Annotated in this window: 13 protein-coding genes; 11 read left to right on the top strand and 2 right to left on the bottom strand. The window is 60.3% G+C overall.

The features are described 5' to 3' along the window. Positions 1-62 precede the first annotated feature (62 nt). The 3 genes from MK745_RS17765 to MK745_RS17755 all read left to right on the top strand — a co-directional run bounded on the left by MK745_RS17765 (position 63) and on the right by MK745_RS17755 (position 6,714). Positions 63-4,460 (top strand): strawberry notch-like NTP hydrolase domain-containing protein, encoded by a 4,398-nt coding sequence (locus tag MK745_RS17765; RefSeq protein WP_093455095.1) that lies wholly within the window; start codon positions 63-65, stop codon positions 4,458-4,460. Next, on the top strand, positions 4,457-5,503 hold the full coding sequence (locus MK745_RS17760; RefSeq protein ID WP_093455094.1) for a DUF7146 domain-containing protein: 1,047 nt from the start codon (positions 4,457-4,459) through the stop codon (positions 5,501-5,503). The genes MK745_RS17765 and MK745_RS17760 overlap by 4 nt, the downstream gene beginning before the upstream one ends. 299 nt (positions 5,504-5,802) lie before the next feature. Beyond that, complete coding sequence (locus MK745_RS17755; protein WP_093455093.1) at positions 5,803-6,714, top strand: DUF2493 domain-containing protein; 912 nt, start codon at positions 5,803-5,805, stop codon at positions 6,712-6,714. 121 nt (positions 6,715-6,835) lie between these two features. Here MK745_RS17755 and MK745_RS17750 read toward each other — a convergent pair whose 3' ends face one another. Then, a complete protein-coding gene (locus tag MK745_RS17750) occupies positions 6,836-7,171 on the bottom strand; it encodes a hypothetical protein (RefSeq protein WP_234994833.1) in 336 nt (111 codons plus the stop codon). Positions 7,172-7,770: 599 nt separating this feature from the next. Here MK745_RS17750 and MK745_RS17745 point away from each other — a divergent pair. From MK745_RS17745 to repC, 4 genes are all read left to right on the top strand, one after another. Next, a complete protein-coding gene (locus MK745_RS17745; RefSeq protein ID WP_103911892.1) occupies positions 7,771-8,109 on the top strand; it encodes a DUF736 domain-containing protein in 339 nt (112 codons plus the stop codon). 496 nt (positions 8,110-8,605) lie between these two features. Further along, positions 8,606-9,817, top strand: coding sequence for a plasmid partitioning protein RepA (gene repA, locus MK745_RS17740; protein ID WP_093455149.1), 1,212 nt, complete (start codon positions 8,606-8,608; stop codon positions 9,815-9,817). Between the two features lie 103 nt (positions 9,818-9,920). Continuing rightward, positions 9,921-10,916: a plasmid partitioning protein RepB gene (gene repB, locus MK745_RS17735; protein ID WP_093455150.1), complete on the top strand. Its 996-nt coding sequence runs from the start codon at positions 9,921-9,923 to the stop codon at positions 10,914-10,916. Between the two features lie 160 nt (positions 10,917-11,076). Continuing rightward, positions 11,077-12,360 carry a plasmid replication protein RepC gene (repC, locus tag MK745_RS17730; protein ID WP_093455151.1) on the top strand — a complete coding sequence of 428 codons (1,284 nt, stop codon included), beginning with the start codon at positions 11,077-11,079 and terminating at the stop codon, positions 12,358-12,360. A gap of 12 nt (positions 12,361-12,372) precedes the next feature. On the opposite strand, the gene MK745_RS17725 is transcribed toward repC, so the two are convergent. Next, on the bottom strand, positions 12,373-13,470 hold the full coding sequence (locus MK745_RS17725; protein ID WP_243614553.1) for a tyrosine-type recombinase/integrase: 1,098 nt from the start codon (positions 13,468-13,470) through the stop codon (positions 12,373-12,375). A gap of 125 nt (positions 13,471-13,595) precedes the next feature. Between MK745_RS17725 and MK745_RS17720 the strand changes: the two genes are divergently transcribed. The 4 genes from MK745_RS17720 to MK745_RS17705 all read left to right on the top strand — a co-directional run bounded on the left by MK745_RS17720 (position 13,596) and on the right by MK745_RS17705 (position 18,189). Then, positions 13,596-14,480, top strand: a complete 885-nt coding sequence (locus tag MK745_RS17720; protein ID WP_008335645.1) for a DUF1403 family protein — start codon at positions 13,596-13,598, stop codon at positions 14,478-14,480. A gap of 2 nt (positions 14,481-14,482) precedes the next feature. Beyond that, the gene (gene scpB, locus MK745_RS17715) at positions 14,483-15,073 is read left to right on the top strand and encodes an SMC-Scp complex subunit ScpB (RefSeq protein ID WP_027246250.1); all 591 of its coding nucleotides are present in this window, start codon (positions 14,483-14,485) and stop codon (positions 15,071-15,073) included. Positions 15,074-15,382: 309 nt separating this feature from the next. Beyond that, positions 15,383-16,717: a DUF4365 domain-containing protein gene (locus tag MK745_RS17710; RefSeq protein WP_008335641.1), complete on the top strand. Its 1,335-nt coding sequence runs from the start codon at positions 15,383-15,385 to the stop codon at positions 16,715-16,717. Continuing rightward, a complete protein-coding gene (locus MK745_RS17705; protein ID WP_008335638.1) occupies positions 16,714-18,189 on the top strand; it encodes an argonaute/piwi family protein in 1,476 nt (491 codons plus the stop codon). Before MK745_RS17710 ends, MK745_RS17705 begins: the two co-directional genes overlap by 4 nt. Positions 18,190-18,415 lie beyond the last annotated feature (226 nt).

The raw sequence follows: 18,415 nt of genomic DNA, 5'->3' as shown, positions 1-18,415 counted from the left end.
CCCTCCCGGGTGCGAGAGTGCGCGCGGGGCCTGGGGCCAACCCTCAACTCCGGAGATTGCCGATGAACGCTCACCCCCATTCCGTCCCGCTTGCATGTCTTTCAGAGGCCCCTGCCCTGCCCGAGGCTGCAGGCGTTGCTCAAAACCTGATGCAGGCTGCAAATGCCCTCGTCCCTTTGTTCGAGGCTGGCAAACCCATTGACGCCGCCGCTGTTCGCGCCGTGATGGAGGAGGCCTTCGGTGCCAGCGACACGAGCGGCGCCTGGGTTTGGAAGGACGCCTACGAGGCCGTCGAGGTTGCGCAAATCCTGATGCTCGCGCGCTATGGCGCGCTGATGCAGCGCCAGGCGGCCTCGCCGCAGGCCTTCCTCACCATGATCGAGCGGCTGGCCAGTCTGGCGCCCTCGCACACACGGCGTTCTGAAGATAGCGTCCGCCTGCAACAATTTTCGACCCCCCTGCCCCTTGCGGCGATTGTCGCGCAGGCGGCGGGGTTTCGCGAGGGCGACCTGGTGCTCGAGCCATCCGCTGGCACCGGCATGCTGGCGATCTTCGCCCGGACTGCAGGCGCGCGGCTTGTTCTCAATGAGCTTGCGGAAACGCGCCGTGCCTTGCTGGAACAATTGTTTCCGGATGCTGTTGTCTCGGATCACGATGCCGCCTCGATCGACGACCGTCTCGACCGCGCAATCACGCCCTCGGTCATCGTGATGAACCCGCCGTTTTCGGCTGCGAACCATGTCGAAGGTCGGTTTCGGCAGGCGACCAGTCAGCATGTTCTGTCCGCGCTGGCACGTCTTGCTCCGGGTGGGCGGCTTGTCATCATCACGGGCGAGAGCTTTCGGCCCTCCACCAAGAGTTTCCAGCCGACGTTTCAACGCATAGGCCAGAGCGCAGACGTGGTGTTTTCCGCCGCGATCGACGGCAAGGTCTTCGCGCGGCATGGGACCACGATCGACACGCGGCTGACGGTAATCGACAAGCGCGCGGCGGGCGAACGCGAGACCGCACCTGTCGAAATCGAGGCCGTCTATCATCCCATCTGCGCAACCACGGGCGATCTTCTCTCCGCAGTGCTCACCCATTGTCCCGCGCGCCGCAACCCCCCGCCCTGCCCTACCAGCGCGGCATTGTCTGTGCCGAACCGCCAGTCCCGCACCAACCTGTACGCTCTGCGTAACGCCGCCCGCAAGGAAACCCGCGCCCGCGCCGAGGAGCGCGCCCGGCATCCCTTTGATGATGTCGTGACGGCCCCGCTCGACTACCTGCCGAAAGCCTGGAGCGTACCGGGCGTCGCGCTGCAGGACACGGTTTACGAGACCTATAATCTTCAGGCGATGCGGATCGGCGGCGCAGCGGAGCACCCGACAGCACTTGTCCAATCCGCAGCCATGGCGTCTGTCCCGCCGCCCGTGCCGACCTATCGCCCAGTCTTGCCGAAGTCCCTTGTCGCTGACGGCCTCCTCTCCGCTCCGCAGCTCGAAAGCGTGATCTACGCGGGCAATGCACACGAGGCGCACCTGAAAGGCTGGTTCAAGCGCGGGGAGATCGAGGGTCAGCTTATGGCCGCGGCGGAGGGTGACGAAGGTGCCTTCCGTCTGCGCAAGGGCTGGTTCCTGGGCGATGGCACCGGCTGCGGCAAGGGGCGGCAGGTGGCGGGCATCATTCTCGACAACTGGCTCAAAGGGCGCCGCCGGGCCGTTTGGGTCTCGAAGAGCGACAAGCTCATCGAAGATGCGCGGCGCGACTGGATGGCCCTCGGGGGGCGTGAAAGCGATATCGTGCCGCTCTCGAAATTCCGCCAAGGGAGCGACATCCGCCTGCCCGAAGGCATCCTCTTCGTCACCTACGCCACGCTGCGCTCCGCCGAGCGGGAAGGCAAAGCCTCCCGTCTCGACCAGGTGACGTCCTGGCTCGGCGCAGGGTTCGACGGGGTCATCGCTTTTGATGAAAGCCACGCCATGGCCAATGCTGCTGGCGAAAAGTCCGACCGCGGCGACAAGAAGGCCTCACAGCAGGGCCTCGCTGGCCTCGCACTGCAAAACGCTGTGCCTGATGCACGCGTCCTCTATGTCTCGGCCACCGGGGCCACGGTCGTCGGCAATCTCGCCTATGCCTCCCGCCTCGGGCTCTGGGGCACTGGCGATTTCCCCTTCGTGACACGTGCAGAGTTTGTCGCCGCGATGGAGGCCGGGGGTATTGCCGCCATGGAGATGATCTCGCGCGACCTGAAGGCGCTCGGGCTATATCTGGCACGCTCGCTCTCCTACGCCGGGGTCGAATACGAGATGCTGGTGCACGACCTGACGCCCCCTCAGATCGCGATCTACGACAGCTATGCCGATGCCTACCAGATCATCCACACCAATCTTGAGGCCGCGCTTCAGGCGTCTGGCATCTCCTCCGAGACCGGCACGCTGAACGCCCAGGCAAAATCCGCCGCGCGTTCGGCCTTCGAGAGCAACAAACAGCGCTTCTTCAACCATCTCATCACCGCCATGAAATGCCCCTCGCTTATCCGCGCGATCGAGGCGGATCTGGCGGCGGGGCATTCTGCAGTGATTCAGGTCGTCTCGACCAGCGAAGCGGTGATGGAACGCCGTCTCGAGGAGATTCCGGCCTCGGACTGGGACGATCTGCAGGTCGATTTTACACCGCGTGAAAACATCATGGACTACCTGATGCACAGCTTCCCGACGCAGCTTTTCGAGCCCTACACCGACGAGAACGGCGATCTGCGGTCGCGCCCCGCCCTCGATGCTGACGGCAATCCCATCATCTGCCGCGAAGCGGAGCGGCGGCGGGACGATCTGATCGAGCACTTGGGTGCCCTCGCCCCGGTGCAGGGCGCGCTCGACCAGATCCTCTGGCATTTTGGCGGCGATGCGGTGGCCGAGGTCACGGGGCGCAAGCGGCGCATCGTGAAAACGCGCGAAGGGCGGCTCAAGGTCGAGAACCGCCCCGCCTCCTCCAACCTCGGCGAGACTCAGGCCTTTATGGATGACGCCAAACGCATCCTGATCTTCTCAGATGCAGGTGGCACCGGGCGCAGCTATCACGCCGACCTTGGGGCAAAGAACCAGCGCCTCCGGGTGCATTACCTGCTCGAGCCCGGTTGGAAGGCCGACAATGCCATCCAGGGGCTCGGGCGCACCAATCGCACCAATCAGGTGCAGCCGCCGCTGTTCCGGCCGGTGGCCACCAATGTGAAAGGCGAGAAGCGGTTCCTCTCCACCATCGCGCGCCGCCTCGACACGCTCGGGGCGATCACCAAGGGGCAACGCGAGACCGGCGGTCAGAACATGTTTCGCGCCGAGGACAACCTCGAAAGCCCTTACGCACGCGCGGCGCGGCGCCAGTTCTTCTACAAGCTGCGCGCGGGCAAGATTGACGCCTGCTCCTACGCCAAATTCCAGGAGATGACCGGGCTGACGCTCGATGACGCGGACGGCACGATGAAGGAAACCCTGCCGCCGATCCAGCAGTTCCTGAACCGCTGCCTTGCTCTGAGGATTGACGTGCAAGACGCAATTTTCGAGGCCTTCGGCGGGTTCCTCTCGGCGATCATCGAAGACGCGCGGCAGGCGGGCACGCTGGATGTCGGCCTCGAGACCCTGCGCGCGGAGAAGTTCGAGATCGTCGATCGCAAGGTCATCTTCGAGCATGAGGCGACGGGGGCGACGGCCACTGCGCTGACCGTGGAGCGCACAGACCGCAACGATCCTCTCGCCCTGCCCCGGGTCAAATCGATCTGCGCAAACACAGAGGGCGCGACGCTCTGCTGGAACACGACCTCCAAACGCGCGGCGCTGATGGTGAAGGCGCCCGCCTTCATGGACGAAGACGGTGTGCCGATCCTGCGGGTGAAACTGCTGCGGCCCATGGGAACCGAGATCCTCGCGGCCAGCGAATTTTCGACCTCGCATTGGGAGGAGATTGATGACTCGATGTTCGAACATCTCTGGCAGACCGAAGTCGCCGCCGTGCCGGAGTTCACCACCTCGAAGATCACGCTGATCTGCGGGCTGCTCCTGCCGATCTGGGATCGGCTGCCCGCTGACAACATGCGCATCTATCGCCTGCAGACCGAGGATGGGGAACGCGCCATCGGCCGTCTGGTCAGCCAGGATCAGCTTCTCAATGTCTACGCGCGCCTCGGTCTCGATTGTCAGATCGAGATGGCACCGCAGGAGGTGTTCGGCGCGGTGATGGACGCAAAGACGACCCTCAGCTTGCTCGGCGGTTACCAGTTGCGCCGGTCGCTCGTGATGGGGCAGCCGAGATGTGAGCTGATCGGCGCGTCCGGTGCGGCCCTGCCCGGTTTGAAGGCTTTGGGCTGCTTCACCGAGGTGATCCAGTGGAAGACGCGGGTGTTCATCCCGGTGGACGGCATTGACGTGCTGGCGCGCGTGCTCGGCGAGCATCCGGTTGGCGCAAACGCTGCGAATGCCGCCGCATGAACGCGCGGCGCAGCATCGCAGACCTCTCGGCCGATCTGGCAGATCGGGCCGAGAGCTTCTGCCGCCAGTATTTCCCCGAGGGGCGCAAGCAGGGCAACTATTGGCAGGTTGGCGATACCTCGGGGGCCAAAGGTCAAAGCCTCGCCATCCGGCTGCAAGCTCAAGGTGGGCGCAAGGCCGGATCCTGGGCCGACTTTGCGACGGGGCAATATGGCGATCTGATAGACCTGCTGCAGGAACGGCTTGGTTCGGTCACGCTCAAGGAAACGCTGAGGGAGGCGCAGTCCTTTCTCGGCGAGGCCCCCTGCGCTGCCGTACCTCGTGAAACCCGAAAGGCTGAGCGCCCGGATGCAGCCTCCAGCAAACGCATCGCGCGGGCGCGGAAGCTCTTTGCCGCAGGCAAGCCGGTCCTCGGCACTCTGGCGGCCACCTATTTGCAGGGGCGCGGGATCTCGCGCTTCGGTCCAGCGCTCCGCTATCACCCGCAGGTCTTCCTGCGCCACGGCGAGGACGGGCCTGATCCGCCGCACAGAGCCCCTGCCCTGCTGGCGAAGATCACGGACAATCGGGGCCAGATCACTGGCTGCGCGCGCACCTATCTCGACCCCTCCACCGGCGGTCTGGCCGCGATCGAGAACCCGAAGCGGATCCTTGGGCAGCTTCATGGCCATGCCATCCGCTTCTGGTCTGGCACCGGGCGCACTGATCTCATCGTCGGCGAAGGTCTCGAGAACACCCTTTCGGTTGGCACGGCTCTGCTTGAGTTCGACCTCGCGTCTTGTCTCACCGCCACCCATCTCGGCCTCTTCATCCCGCCGCCGGGGATCAAGCGTATCTGGATCGCGCGGGACAATGATGAAGCAGGACGCAATGCATCAAAGAGATTGCGTAACCAACTGGAATCGCGAGGAATTGCCTGTGGTGATCTCGTGCCGGCAATGGGCGATTTCAACGACGATCTGCGGGCACTTGGCAAGGATGCGCTGCGCCGGTCCCTTTTAGAGGCCATGAAAGCGCAAGGTCTGGAGATTGGGGGCGGATGACCGCCTGCCTACCCATTGATGTCCGACAGGGCAAAGGTTCCGCCGGTTCGATCTGATCCCGTTTGGACAAGGGGAGCGATGGACCAGCGGGTCGGGGCTGAGTGCCCCTCGCCCGGGCAGCAATGCGCCCGCTACCCGGAAAATTCCCCTCCCCTTTCAGGGCATTCCTCGCGGGACCAATTTTCCGGTCCGGGTCACATTCTCCGCTTCGCTCCGATCCTGACGGATGCGGCCCGGTCGCCGCCGGTCCTGACATCGCCCCATCCAAATCGGGTCAGATCAAACAGAGGAACCAGACAATGCCCCATCAGACAGACATCCAAGAGGAGACCGGCGTGACCTCCGCCATCCTCGACCACCTCGCACTTCACGGCGCAACACCGGGACCCGGCGAGACCGATCATCGCCCCCTGCCCCAACCCGACGAGGTCGAACTCGCCATGGCGACCCTCTTTGAGACCACCATCGGCCTCCTCACCGGCAGCCAGTTGGAGGACAATATTGAAGAGATGCTCTGGTCCCTCACCTCGATCTTCCATCGCCGGCTGACCCATATCCAGAAGCTTCTCGACGACAACGAATTCGAGGTCCGGGAAAGCCTCGCGATCCAGGACGGCTCTGAGGTCGCCTCGGTCGAGCTGGAACGCCTCCAGATGATCGGGCTGAAGCTCTGGGACCATCGCGACGCTTTCGAGCAGATGCGCGATCTGGCCGTGGACCATTTCTCGGCCGCCACCGGTTCGCCCTGGCTGCCCCGCACCGGATCCAAGGTCTCGCATCGGGGTCTGATCTCCGCCGTGGTGGACAGTCGGGCCTATCTCTCGGCCAAGCGCCGCAAGGAGACCGAGGTGCACTGCCCCGAAGGCACACGGATCGCTTTTTCGGGCGGCGACTATCAGGCCTACGACCTGATCTGGTCCGTCCTCGATGCCACCCTTGCGAAATACCCCGACATGGTGCTCTTGCACGGTGGCACGCCCAAAGGCGCCGAGATGATCGCGGCCCGCTGGGCAGATACCCGAGGTGTCACCCAGGTGGTCTTCAGGCCCGACTGGAAGAGCCACGGGAAGGCCGCCCCCTTCAAGCGCAATGACAAGATGCTGGAGACCATGCCCCAAGGGCTGATCGCCACCCCAGGTTCGGGTATCACAGAGAACATCGTCGACAAGGCCCGCAAGCTCGGGATCCGCATCAAGAGGATCGGGGCTTAGGCCCCGGTTCTACAATGACATCAGTCAGAGCGCCCAGTGCGGTTCGCACTTTGAGTTCGCGGAGGTGCGCAGTATTGCAGGATTTGGTCTGTCAGACTGCTGAGTGTGTGGATGAGTATTTCTAGTTTGTCGCTGTCGCGGGACTTCCAAAAGCCTCGTGACGCTCACGTCGTCCCGGGATCAGCGGGATGTTCGCCGAAAGGCGCCCCATTTCGGCCAGGAAACTGACCAATCCGACGATCGTCTTGAACTCGCGCAATTTGAAGACGCTGCGGCTCGTGACAAGCATCTTCGCGTCCTGGCCGTCCTTCGTCACCGCGTGCACGATCCACGCGCCATACCAACTGTTATGGCGCTTCTCGGCAGTCTGGTTGCAGATCACCTCGATGAGGTAGCCATCTGAGAGCAGATCGCGCAGGCCATCCTCGGTGACCACATTCTGTGTTGCGCCGTCCAACTGCTTATCCTCTTCACTCATCCCGACACGTGTCGGGATTGGAGCGGGCTCGGGCGTTTGCCTGATCTTCCGAGTCGCACACGTCGTTTGCTCAGTTTTGCGCTGCCATACGGGACATCTTCGAAGTTCGCAACGCGGCCGGGATTGAAGCTGTCGGGAAAAGATGTGCGCGTCCTCGCCTGGGCATTTCAACTTCTCCAGCCTGTGAGATCACTTTCTGCTCTAGGCCATTGGTAACTCGACCGAGGACCTCAAGACGGGCCGGTGTTGCGTTGCGACGGGTCGTGGTATGTATCGAAAGATCAGGTGTGACTGTGAAAGGATCGTTTCGGCGTTCTTAGTTGTCGGCAGTTCACCCACCTTCCTTCGCGGCCACCGCACTTCTCCCAATGTCTGAGTTGCATGACATGCTGGTCGCAGCTGTCGTCCCGTCCACAAAGGTTGTCGCCGATCTTTTTCCCCTGACCCTGCGGGTCTTTCCTCGCGCAGCAAAAAGACCGGCGCCTGCCCCTCTCCAGCTCACGCTTCGCCTTCGGTGTGGCCGGGCCTTGGCCAGCTGCAAAGTGACCATCATTGCAACGCAAACAAGGAGAAGAGCAATGACCACGAACTGCATCAAATTCACCAGCGCCGACATCGAAACCGCCAAGGGCGTCGGCTCCATCTCGACCCTGACCTTCGACCTCGACATCACGGTCGAACCCGTCGCGAGCGCGAACCCGATGGCCCCCACGCACCGCGTCCTCGGCCGTTCCCCGCGCGGCAAGCTGGTCGAGTGCGGCGGTATCTGGAAAAAGCAGAGCAAGGAGACCGGCGCCGACTACTACACGCTGACCATCCGCGACCACGGCTTCAACGCCAACCTCGGCAAGGCCGCGAACCAGGACGATCTGTCCCTGCAGGCCGTCATCCCCTGGGGCCCCAAAGACGCCGCGTGACGCAAAGAATCGGCCGGGGCAACCCAGCCGATTTCCCCCCGCGTCCCTTCGCATTGACATGCATTGCCTGCATGTTGGCGCGCACTGGTTGGTGTGCTTGGTGGAAGCAACTGAAAGCTGATCGGGCATAAGGGAGATGATGACGCAATCCGTTTCGGAGAAGACTTTTCCGTCGTCCCCCACGCACTTTAAGGCTTAGTACCTCTTGCATTTTGACAGCCGTGCAATGGAGGAAAAATAAATAATAACATAAGGTTGCGGTCGTGGTCATGTGACGCGCTAATTGGCTGGAAGTCAGAGCTTACGACAGGTCATCCCAAGATATTGGGTAGGAGCCATCCGTGATCACTACAGTTTGTCGAGGCATCTAGGCCCGCTGGCAGATTGGGTGGGGTCGAGCCGCCGGGCGAAAATCATTGTTAAGACTCATTTTTCCGTGTAGATGACACTTTAATGAGCGAAATCGCTGAAAAAGCGATATTTAGAGGGCAGTCAGATGCGACAACGGTCTTTTGAGGCTGATACGAAGGATCAACCCTTCGACGAGATCATCCTTCAGCAGGGAGAGCTGATTTCTGACCGTCTCAACATGTTGCGACAGGAACAGTATCCTCCAGACGCCCAGAAAGGTCTACGTCAGTTCTCTCTGGCAGAGGTTGCCTACTATCTCGGCGTGACCCAATCGACGATCAAGAAGCTTCACCTCGAGGGCAAAGGCCCCGAGCCCGAAACGTCGTCTTCCGGCAGGCGCAGCTACTCGGCTGAGCAAATGCTGGAATTGAGAGCCTATCTGGACAAGCATGGCCGTCCCGGAAGGCGCCGTTATGTCCCCTATCGACAGCCTGGCGAAGAACTGCACGTTGTTTCTGTCGTAAACTTCAAAGGGGGCAGCGGAAAGACCACTACCGCAGCTCATCTCGCTCAGCATTTAGCGCTGAAGGGCCATCGTGTTCTTGCGATCGACTTGGATCCTCAAGCCTCACTAACAGCTTTGCACGGTATCCAGCCTGAGCTCGACAACGTGCCCTCGCTTTATGAGACGCTCCGGTATGACGATGAGCGCAAGCCCATCTCTGAAGTAATCCGGCCGACAAACTTCCCAAACCTAGACATCGTTCCGGCAAGCCTCGAACTTCAGGAGTACGAATACGATACGCCGGTTGCTTTGACGAGCAGCGATCCCCATGAGGGCCGCACCTTCTTCACTCGGATATCCAAGGCGCTCAGTGAAGTTGATGACCGCTATGACGTGGTCGTAATCGATTGCCCTCCTCAGCTGGGCTACCTCACGCTCACTGCTCTGACGGCTTCTTCCTCGGTAATTGTGACGGTCCATCCTCAGATGCTGGACGTCATGTCGATGAGCCAGTTTCTTTTGATGCTGGGCGGGATCATGAAGACGATCCGTGACGCCGGAGCAAACATGCGCCTGAAGTGGTTCCGCTACCTCGTAACGCGGTTTGAGCCAACAGATGGTCCTCAAAAGCAGATGGTCGGGTTCCTCCAGGCGATGTTTCCAAACCAGATGCTTTCGGCTCCTGTACTGAAATCGACGGCGATCTCCGACGCTGGGATCACCAAACAGACGCTTTACGAAGTTGAGCGCTCTCAGTTCGTTCGAACCACTTATGACCGTGCAGTGACCTCCCTGAACGACGTCAACGACGAAATCGCCGAATTGATCCACAAGGCTTGGGGGCGAGAATGACTGTGGTTTTGACAGCCGTGCAGAGCGCCAGTTTTGACAGCCGTGCAACTGTCGAAATGCAGACTGCGCGCCGGTTGGATTCTAACGAAGTGGAGATGACTTGATGGCTCGCAAAGACCTCCTGAAGAGCGTCATGGCTGGTTCGCCGGAGCAGCCCAAGGATTCCGGGCGCTCCGGATACGCAATGCGCGGAGCTTCGAAGTCGATGAAGGTTTCGATTGATAGCCTTGCGGAGAACTCGAAGCGTCTCCTTGAAGGCGAAACAATAGTCGAGATTGATCCGCAATTGATCGATGTGTCATTCGTTTCGGATCGGCTTAGTGATGACGATGTTGCTTTCAACGAACTGAAAGCATCGATCGCGGCCGGTCGCCAGGACACACCGGTTTTACTTCGACCGCATCCAGAAGCAGATGGTCGTTACATGATCGTCTTCGGGCATCGCCGTGTGCGAGTTGCATCGGCGCTCGGCCGTAAGGTTCGCGCAGTTGTAAAGCCGATGGACGACGTGGCCCACATTCTTGCTCAAGGGCAGGAGAACACTGCGCGCGCAGATCTCTCATTTATTGAGAAGGCCCTATTTGCGAAGAGCCTTTTGGATATGGGGCAAGCAAAGGACGTGATCCAGTCCGCCCTGACCATTGACGGTACTTTGCTTTCGCGCATGCTGTCAGTGGCGCAGAACGTCCCGCGGCACGTCATCGAACAGATTGGCCCAGCCAAGCAGATCGGGCGCGATCGTTGGGAGGATTTCAAGAAGTTGGCCTCGGAGCCCAAGAATGAGAAGATCCTCAAAGGAGCTTTGGAGTTCGACGGTTTTCAGGGTCTCGACAGCGATGCACGCTTCGAGTTCCTGCACAGCAAGCTAGCAGAAGCGGGCAGGGCGCCGAAAAGCCGAAAAGCGCGTGCCGCGCCCAAGAAACGTACTTGGACCGCCGGCAAAGGCCGCATCAAAGGCGTCATCGGCCGATCCGGAAAGGCATTCAGCATTTCACTCACGGCGCAAGACTCGACCGAGTTCGGGGATTTTCTCTCGGGCCGGCTTGATCAGCTGTACAGTGAATTCCTCGCGACGAAAGAGGAGCAGTCAGAACAATGATCTAGGCAAAAGAAAAGCCCCCAAGCAGCGTGGCCTGAGAGCTAATCTGAAAAGTTTGGTCGCTTAGAAGATATCTCTCCCGCGAATCACTGTCAACAAGAACGCCACTTCGGCGAACGGCTTTCTTTTGCCTCCACATAACTGGAGGTGAGAAACAGGCATGAAACATACAGGTTGGCGCAAGCCGACACCGGGTCTTGGCATTGCAGAGCAGCTTGCCCAAGCCGGTGAACAGTTAGCTGTACCCAAGACGCGGGCCTTCGTGGCCGTAAAGCGGGTCGGTGCATACATTGGCCTCAAGGCCGGAGACATGATGCTCCTCGACACGCTCGGGGCCTTTACTCAGGCCCAGGACTGGGAGGAGGGGCAGCGCCCGATCGTCTGGGCATCAAACGCCTATCTGATGGAGCAGACGGGCTTCTCGCTCTCGGCTCTCAAACGCCATGCGCGACGGCTGGCCGAGATCGGCGTGATCTCCTTCCAGGACAGCCCGAACGGCAAGCGGTGGGGGCGCAGGGACGCCGATGGGCGCATTATCGAGGCCTACGGCTTCGATCTGTCGCCGCTGTCGGCCCGTGTCGAGGAGTTCGAGGAGTTGCATGCCGATTTACAGGCCGAACGTGAGCTCTGTCAGCGCCTGAAGCGCCAGATCACGGTGGCACGACGGATGATCAGGGCGCGGATCGAGGCTGCCGTCAGCAACGCGCTGCGCGGGCCCTGGGCGCAGTTCACGGGGCTCTTCGAAGAGCTTTTGGACCGGCTTCCGCGCCGCCACGAAGCTTCCGAACAGCTTGTCCGGCTCTTGACCTGGTTCAAAGAGCTTCAGGAGCGTGTCGAGGCAGCTTACCTTAAGGCAACTGAGGCTGTCCAACCTGTGGAAAACACGCCTGCAACCAAGGCACAAGTCTTCGAAAAGACTCAAAAAATGAACCCCAGGGAGGTCATTTCTGACCCCCATATACTAATTACAACCCAACTAAATCCTGTAACCTGTAATCGCTCAGAAACTGAGCAAGCGGCGGGCGTGGTGCCAAATGCGCCACCGGAAGAGCAGGTTGATAGGGAGTTGGAAGAGTGGGTTGCTGAGACCCGCAAAAAACGTGGAGCAGCGCTTGATTTGCCGACTGTGATGCAGGCTTGTCCCGAATTCGCGTCCTGGGCGCGCAATATGGGCGGGTATCTCAAAGATTGGGGCGATCTGCACCGGGTTGCTGGCCAGTTGAGGCCAATGATTGGCGTCTCGGAGCATGCCTGGAACCTCGCGCAGGTTCGTCTTGGGCCTCAAATTGCAACCGCCGCGCTGGTTCTGACCTTCGATAAGCATTGCGCCGGCGAAGTCGCGTCTCCGGGCGGCTATCTCCGTGGTATTGTCCAGAAGGCCGGGGCAGGGGAGTTGCACCTCGAGCGTAGCTTCTACGGTAGGCTCAGCGGGCAGGCGGCGTAATGGGGCAGCGGATCAAAGCCCCGCGGCCTTGGTCAGGTTCACCCGGAATCTGTCGCGACGGCGTTGATACCGGCGGGTCATCTCGGCCGATGCGTGTCCGAGCTGCTTCTGGACATAGCGTTCGTCGACTTCCGCGCTGCTGGTGAGACCGGCGCGCAAGGAATGGCCTGAAAACAGCGCTAAGCGGTCTTTTTCCGGCAGCTCGGCGCGAATGCCGGATTTCAGGACGGTGGATTTGATGAGGCGGGCGACATGCTTGTCGTTGAGGCGTTTTTCCAAGGCCTTCTTTCCGTCGCGGGATGTGCGGACGAAGACCGGTCCGAAGTCGATCTTCGCGAAATGCAGCCATTGTTCCAGCGCATGAACGGGGCAGGTTTGGTTCGAAGAACCGCGGCCAATCTCCACCTCGCGCCAACCGGCTTTGGCATTCAGAGTCAGCACAGCACCGTCACCGAGGATCTCGATCCAACCGCCTGAATCATGCGTATCGTCTTTACCGACATCGAGGCTGATGATTTCAGAACGGCGCAACCCGCCAGCATATCCCAAGAGCAGGATGGCTCGGTCACGCAGGCCGCGCAGGTCGTAGGGCAGGGTGGCCACCATTGCGAGGATGTCTTCCGGCAGGATCGCTTCTTTCTGTACCGGTGGCCGCGCATGTTTGCGCTTGATGCCGGCCAGGACGGTGGCGATGTGGCGATCCTTGCGGTCCAGCGCGAACCCACGTTGCGCGTAGTTCCAGGCAAGCCCAGAAAGGCGGCGATCTAAGGTGCTCACCGAGAGGGCAGGGGACCCATTGGTCGGCGCGGCCAGGTCCGTCAGATAGAGACCAATCATCTCTGGAGACGGGGGTAGGGGCTCCGCGCCTTTCAATCTGCACCAACGCGCAAAGTGCTTCCAGTCGGCGGCGTAGGCCTTGTTGGTGTTTTCGGCGGTCGAGGCCTTGGCGTAATCACGTGCGTTCTCGGCCAGTCGATCCAGCGTACCTGAGCCGGCCACATGGGAGGGCAGGGTCAGAGCCTCGCTGGATGTCGGGTCTCTCGCGTCGTCTTCGTTGATGGAAGACCCGATTGGTGCGTCTGAGATCGATTTCTCATTCATTTTTGACATGTCGCTGAGCATATCTTTTGAGGTCCGATAATGCAAACTTATTGGACATGACTGCGAGCGACAAGGTGGGGCGGTTTATGTGCTATTTTCTGGTAGAAAGCGCCGCGCTGATATAGGCTGCAGGCATGACATTTGCCCGGCCGGATCACATCGTCGACCTCGACACGTTACCCCGGATGCCCGCCTGGGTCACCTCTGCACGCGCTGAAACCCTTGAAGATGTTGCGTTTTTGTCGGGTTCGGCGCTGAACCACCTGCATCTTATGTTGGGACGCGCGGAGGTGCCCCAAGCCTTGTTTCGGGACCGGCTCGCGCTGCGCGCGGCCGAGGCTTGTATCGCGTTCTCTGGGCGGCCGGAGCGGGCAGGGGAGCTGCGCGACGCGGTGCACCTGCTGCGACCCGGCGATCTGCCCGGACCGGCGGGCGAAACTAGCCTCGCCTGGCGACGCGCTGTGGAACGGCCGGTATCGATCAAGGCTCTGGGTCGAGCCTTGCCCAGCTTCGACCTCCGCCAAATTGCCGCGTGGCTTGATGTGGGGAAAGGGGCGCCGGTAACCTGGGCCGCGAAGGTGTTGGAGGCGGTACTGCACGAGGTGCCGCGCGCAGATGTAGTAGGACTGATCCTCGCGGATGCGGCCCTCGCTCAGGCACTCGGCTGGGATCATCTCGTGCCGCTTCTGGCCCCAGCCCTGAAACGCGCCGACCTGCGCAAGCATGGCGAAGACCTGCGTCTCGCCTGTCATCGGGCGCTCGTCTCATCGGCAGTCGAGGCCGTGCGCCTTGCCGCTGACCTCGAGCGCCGAACGACGCATCTGAAATCCGTCGCGCCGAAACTCCGGGCCAAGGGGGCAGGGCAGGCGGTCGAGTTGTTCCTGACCAGCGATGCGGTTGCCCCTTCGGCGCTGCCCTTGCCGGATCGCGCCGCGCGGCGGCTCTGCGATCGGTTGGTCGACCTCGGCGCTGTGCGCGAGCTGACCGGGCGGGACACCTTCCGGCTTTACGGGGTATAGTGATGGCCAAGGATCGCCCCGAACTTGAGCTTGACCGCGAGTTGTCCGATCTGCCGCCCGAGCTGCGCTGGCGGGAATGGATGCGCCGGATCGAGGCCGTGCTCTTCGCCAGTGCCTCGCCAGTGCCGCGCGAAGACCTTGCCCGCGTGGTGGGGCAGGCGGCTTCGGTCGAATTGCTGGTCGAGGACCTTGCCGCCGATCTGGAAGGGCGGGCCTTCGAGATCGCTCGGGTCACTGGCGGCTGGATGTTCCGGACGCGGGCCGCCTACGCGCCCGCGATCCGCGCAGCGGCAGATGTCGGGAACCAGTTTCTGGATCTGAGCGAGTTCGACGTCGCGGTCCTGGCCGCCATCGCCTACCATCAACCGATCACCCGCGACGGGCTCAAGGACATCTTCGGCAAGGAGATCAGCCGCGACCTGATAGGGCGGCTGCATTCGCGCAACCTGATCGGGACCGGGCCAAAGTCGCCCAGGCGAGGGGCCCCCTATACCTTCGTCACCACCGAGCAGTTCCTGGTCGCTTTTGGGTTGGAGAGTCTGCACGATCTTCCCGATCGGGAGCAGTTGGAGGATGCGGGGGTTGTGGGGTAGCTGCTTCAAGTGGGCGTCGGCTGACGAACTGGAATCCTCGGCATAGAATTCATCCCGACTTTGCTCTCGCGGAATCTACCTCTGGGCATCATCGTCGGCAGCAACGAATTCCATCGTGAGGACAACGTCAGTCGTTTTGAAATCTGGTCGGGAAAGCTTGATAGACCTATTGACCGGTCAGTCCAAGGGTCGCCTACCCAGTTCATCTGCGATCATTCAATCCATCATGGCCTACATGTAGTATCCGAGGCCTTACGAAACGCTGATTGAAGTGCTATCTCTTTCATATGGAAGGTACGGGTTATTGGCGTGAACAAGAAGATTACTGCCAGTCAGCGCATTGGCGAAATCGGGGAGAAGGCGGCTAATCTTCAATTCTTGCGAATTGGGTTCCAATTCGATGGGCGTTCACGGCTGGAAGCGGGGATAGACGGCATCGCTGAGGTGATGGACGATGATCAGCCGACAGCGAAGATGATTGCCGTTCAGGTCAAGGCTACTGAGCGTGGCAGCTATGTCGGCGAGACGGACGCCGGTTTCACCTATCGTGTCCGCGCTTCAGATTTCGACTACTGGCGCGGCTCCAACCTACCCGTGATCCTTGTTCTCTACAGGCAATCAGATGACACGTTCTTCTGGAAATCGCTCGAAAACCTCGTTGGCGAGGCCGAACGCACATTGCAGTTCGACAAGGAGCGCGACGTCTTGGACGGACGTGCGAAGAATCACCTCGCTGCCCTGACCGTCGCCAAGCAAGGACACGGTTACTACGTCCCGCCACTTGGGGGAGGGGAGGAAGCGATCATCAACATGGTGCCATTGCAGCTTCCTGAGGAAATCTTCGTCGCACAGACACAGCTCTCTACCCAGAAGGCGCTCGCCCGGATGAATAAGGTCCGGGACGGCCAGCGGTACGATTGGATGGTCGATGAAACCTCGCTTTGGACATTCTGCGACCCACTAACCACACCCGTTCGCGACCTGGTCGAACGGGATCAGGTCGAACGGATCGAAACCGACTTTCTGGCACAACACGACGCAGTGGATCAGCAATACAAATTTGCGGGTCTGTTGCGACATACTCTGGGCCATGACTTTCGGGATTTGCTTGGATGGGACCGAAAGAAAAAGCAGTTCTACTTCTTGCCAACACCTGGAGGCGTCGCGCGCAAGTTTCGCTATCTTGGTGCGAAGCAGAAGACACAGGCAGACGTTGTCAGCGTCTATCAGAAGTCGAAGGGGGAGGGGCCCATCGACTATGTGCGGCACCATTCATTCCATCCCCGGTTCGAGCGCTTGGCGGACCAATGGTACCTGATCATCAACCCATCCTACTATTTCACTTCGGATGGAGAGCGCGCGCTCAACTATCCGGATGCCTTGTTGTCCGGGAAGAAGCGCCTCGACACAAACAACACCGTTCGAGGCCAGGTGATCATGTGGCATCGATTGCTGTCAGGTATGGAATTTGAAGATGCCGGCGAACTGCTGGCACCCGACACCAAGACGGATCGTATCATCAAGTTTGGTGACCCGCCTTCCATCGAACTGCCAAAGAGTGTGCCCGAGGACGTGTGGGGCGCGAAGGCGCAGAAGTCGAAGAAGCCGTCCGGCTCGAATGAACAAGGCAGCTTTGACCTATGAGCGACTTCAAGACAAAGATCTTCCCGGAGCCTGAACTGGAATTTGGTGACCAACACCATCATCCTGATCCACGATTGGGGTTGCTACAGGCGGGCCCGTTGCAAACGAACCTGGGGGACACGATCAAAGTCGGCGTTGTTGGCAGCGCTCTGACCGTCGAAAAATCAGGCGAGTTTCTGAATGCGATCGAAGATGGGTTCGAGGGTAAGACCGAAAAGCACCCGAACCTGCACCCGGACTTCCCTGGGTTGAGAAACCAGAACCCCTATCGGTGCCGGTTTGAAATGGTGGCTGCCGAAGATGGAGTGCTGACGAAAGGTCAGATCGAGAAGATTGCCAAGGAACCGAGCGATGCGCGTGCTGTGGAGATAGCCGTCGACGCAGTTATGGCGCAACTGGAAAAGTTGGAGGCGCATCATGAACGGCCGGACGTGGTCATGGTTTCTCTCCCTGTCAAGTTGATCGAACGGGTCTGGAGAAACGAGCGGGCGCGCGATGACGAAGGTATAGAGGGCGAAGCGGCCGACGCGAAAGCTGGCAGAGAAACCTCTCCGAACTTCCGTGGCTTGCTCAAGGCCAGAGCGATGGACCTCAGATTCTCAATTCAGATTGTCTGGGAGGATGTCATCAACCCCGATGCCAAGATCCCTCGCAAGATCAAGGAGAACTCTGACCGCCAAACCCAAGATCGAGCTGACCTCGCATGGAACCTCATGACGACGCTCTACTACAAGGGCAGCGGCAAGGTGCCCTGGCGCAGATTGCCGGAAGAAGGCGAGTTCACCGCCTGTTACATTGGCATCAGCTTTTTCAAGGATGCCGAAACCGACGAGATATGGACCAGTGCTGCGCAAATGTTCGACGAGCGGGGCAGAGGGTTCATTCTTAGAGGCGGTCCTGCGCAGTCAGAGTCGCGGGGTCGCCACCCGTTCCTCACTATCGATGAGGCTCACAAGCTTACCGAGAGCGCCTTGGCCGCCTACAAGTCGGTCCATAGAACGATGCCGGCACGCGTGATCGTCATGAAGACGTCGCGCTTTCGCGAGGACGAGGCCGAGGGTGTTGGCAAGGCGCTCGACGAGGCAGGTGTGGAACTGCGCGATCTCGTTTGGATTCATGAGAGCTATTCAGTCAAGGTGCTGCGCGACGGCGACTTCCCTGTCCTCCGCGGCACCTTCGTTGAACTGGACGGCAATGGGCTGCTCTATACCAACGGCAGCATTCCCTACTATGGGACCTATCCTGGCCTCTATGTCCCGAACCCCCTGTTGCTCTGTCCGCACCCGCAAAGCGAGAGCACGATCGAACAGATTGCGAAGGAAGTTTTCAGCCTCACGAAGGTGAACTGGAACTCGACCCAGATGAACCAACGCTTGCCGATTCCGATCCGAGCAGCCCGTAAGGTTGGTGACGTGTTGAAATACGTTCCCTCGGGGCAAAAGGTCAGCAGTGACTATCGGAAGTACATTTAGAAGCTGCACACGGAGCACGCCGTCGGCTCCGTGGCTGCTGTTAAGAGCATCTGATCGTCGATCCTCGAAGCTCCCAAGTTTCCAGCGGATCTTTTTTCGGCAAGTGACTTCTCTGGCGTTTGATACATAAAAGAACATCACGCGCATGCCTTGATGTAGAATTCTACATCAATCTTGAAGTCTGCTTCAGTGAGTGATATGTTTATGAATATCATAGATGGCAAAC

This window comes from Shimia aestuarii, from assembly GCF_022814865.1.
GTDB lineage: Bacteria > Pseudomonadota > Alphaproteobacteria > Rhodobacterales > Rhodobacteraceae > Shimia > Shimia aestuarii_A.
The sequence above is the reverse complement of the archived record's forward strand: the minus strand, read 5'-3'. Positions and strand labels throughout refer to the sequence as shown.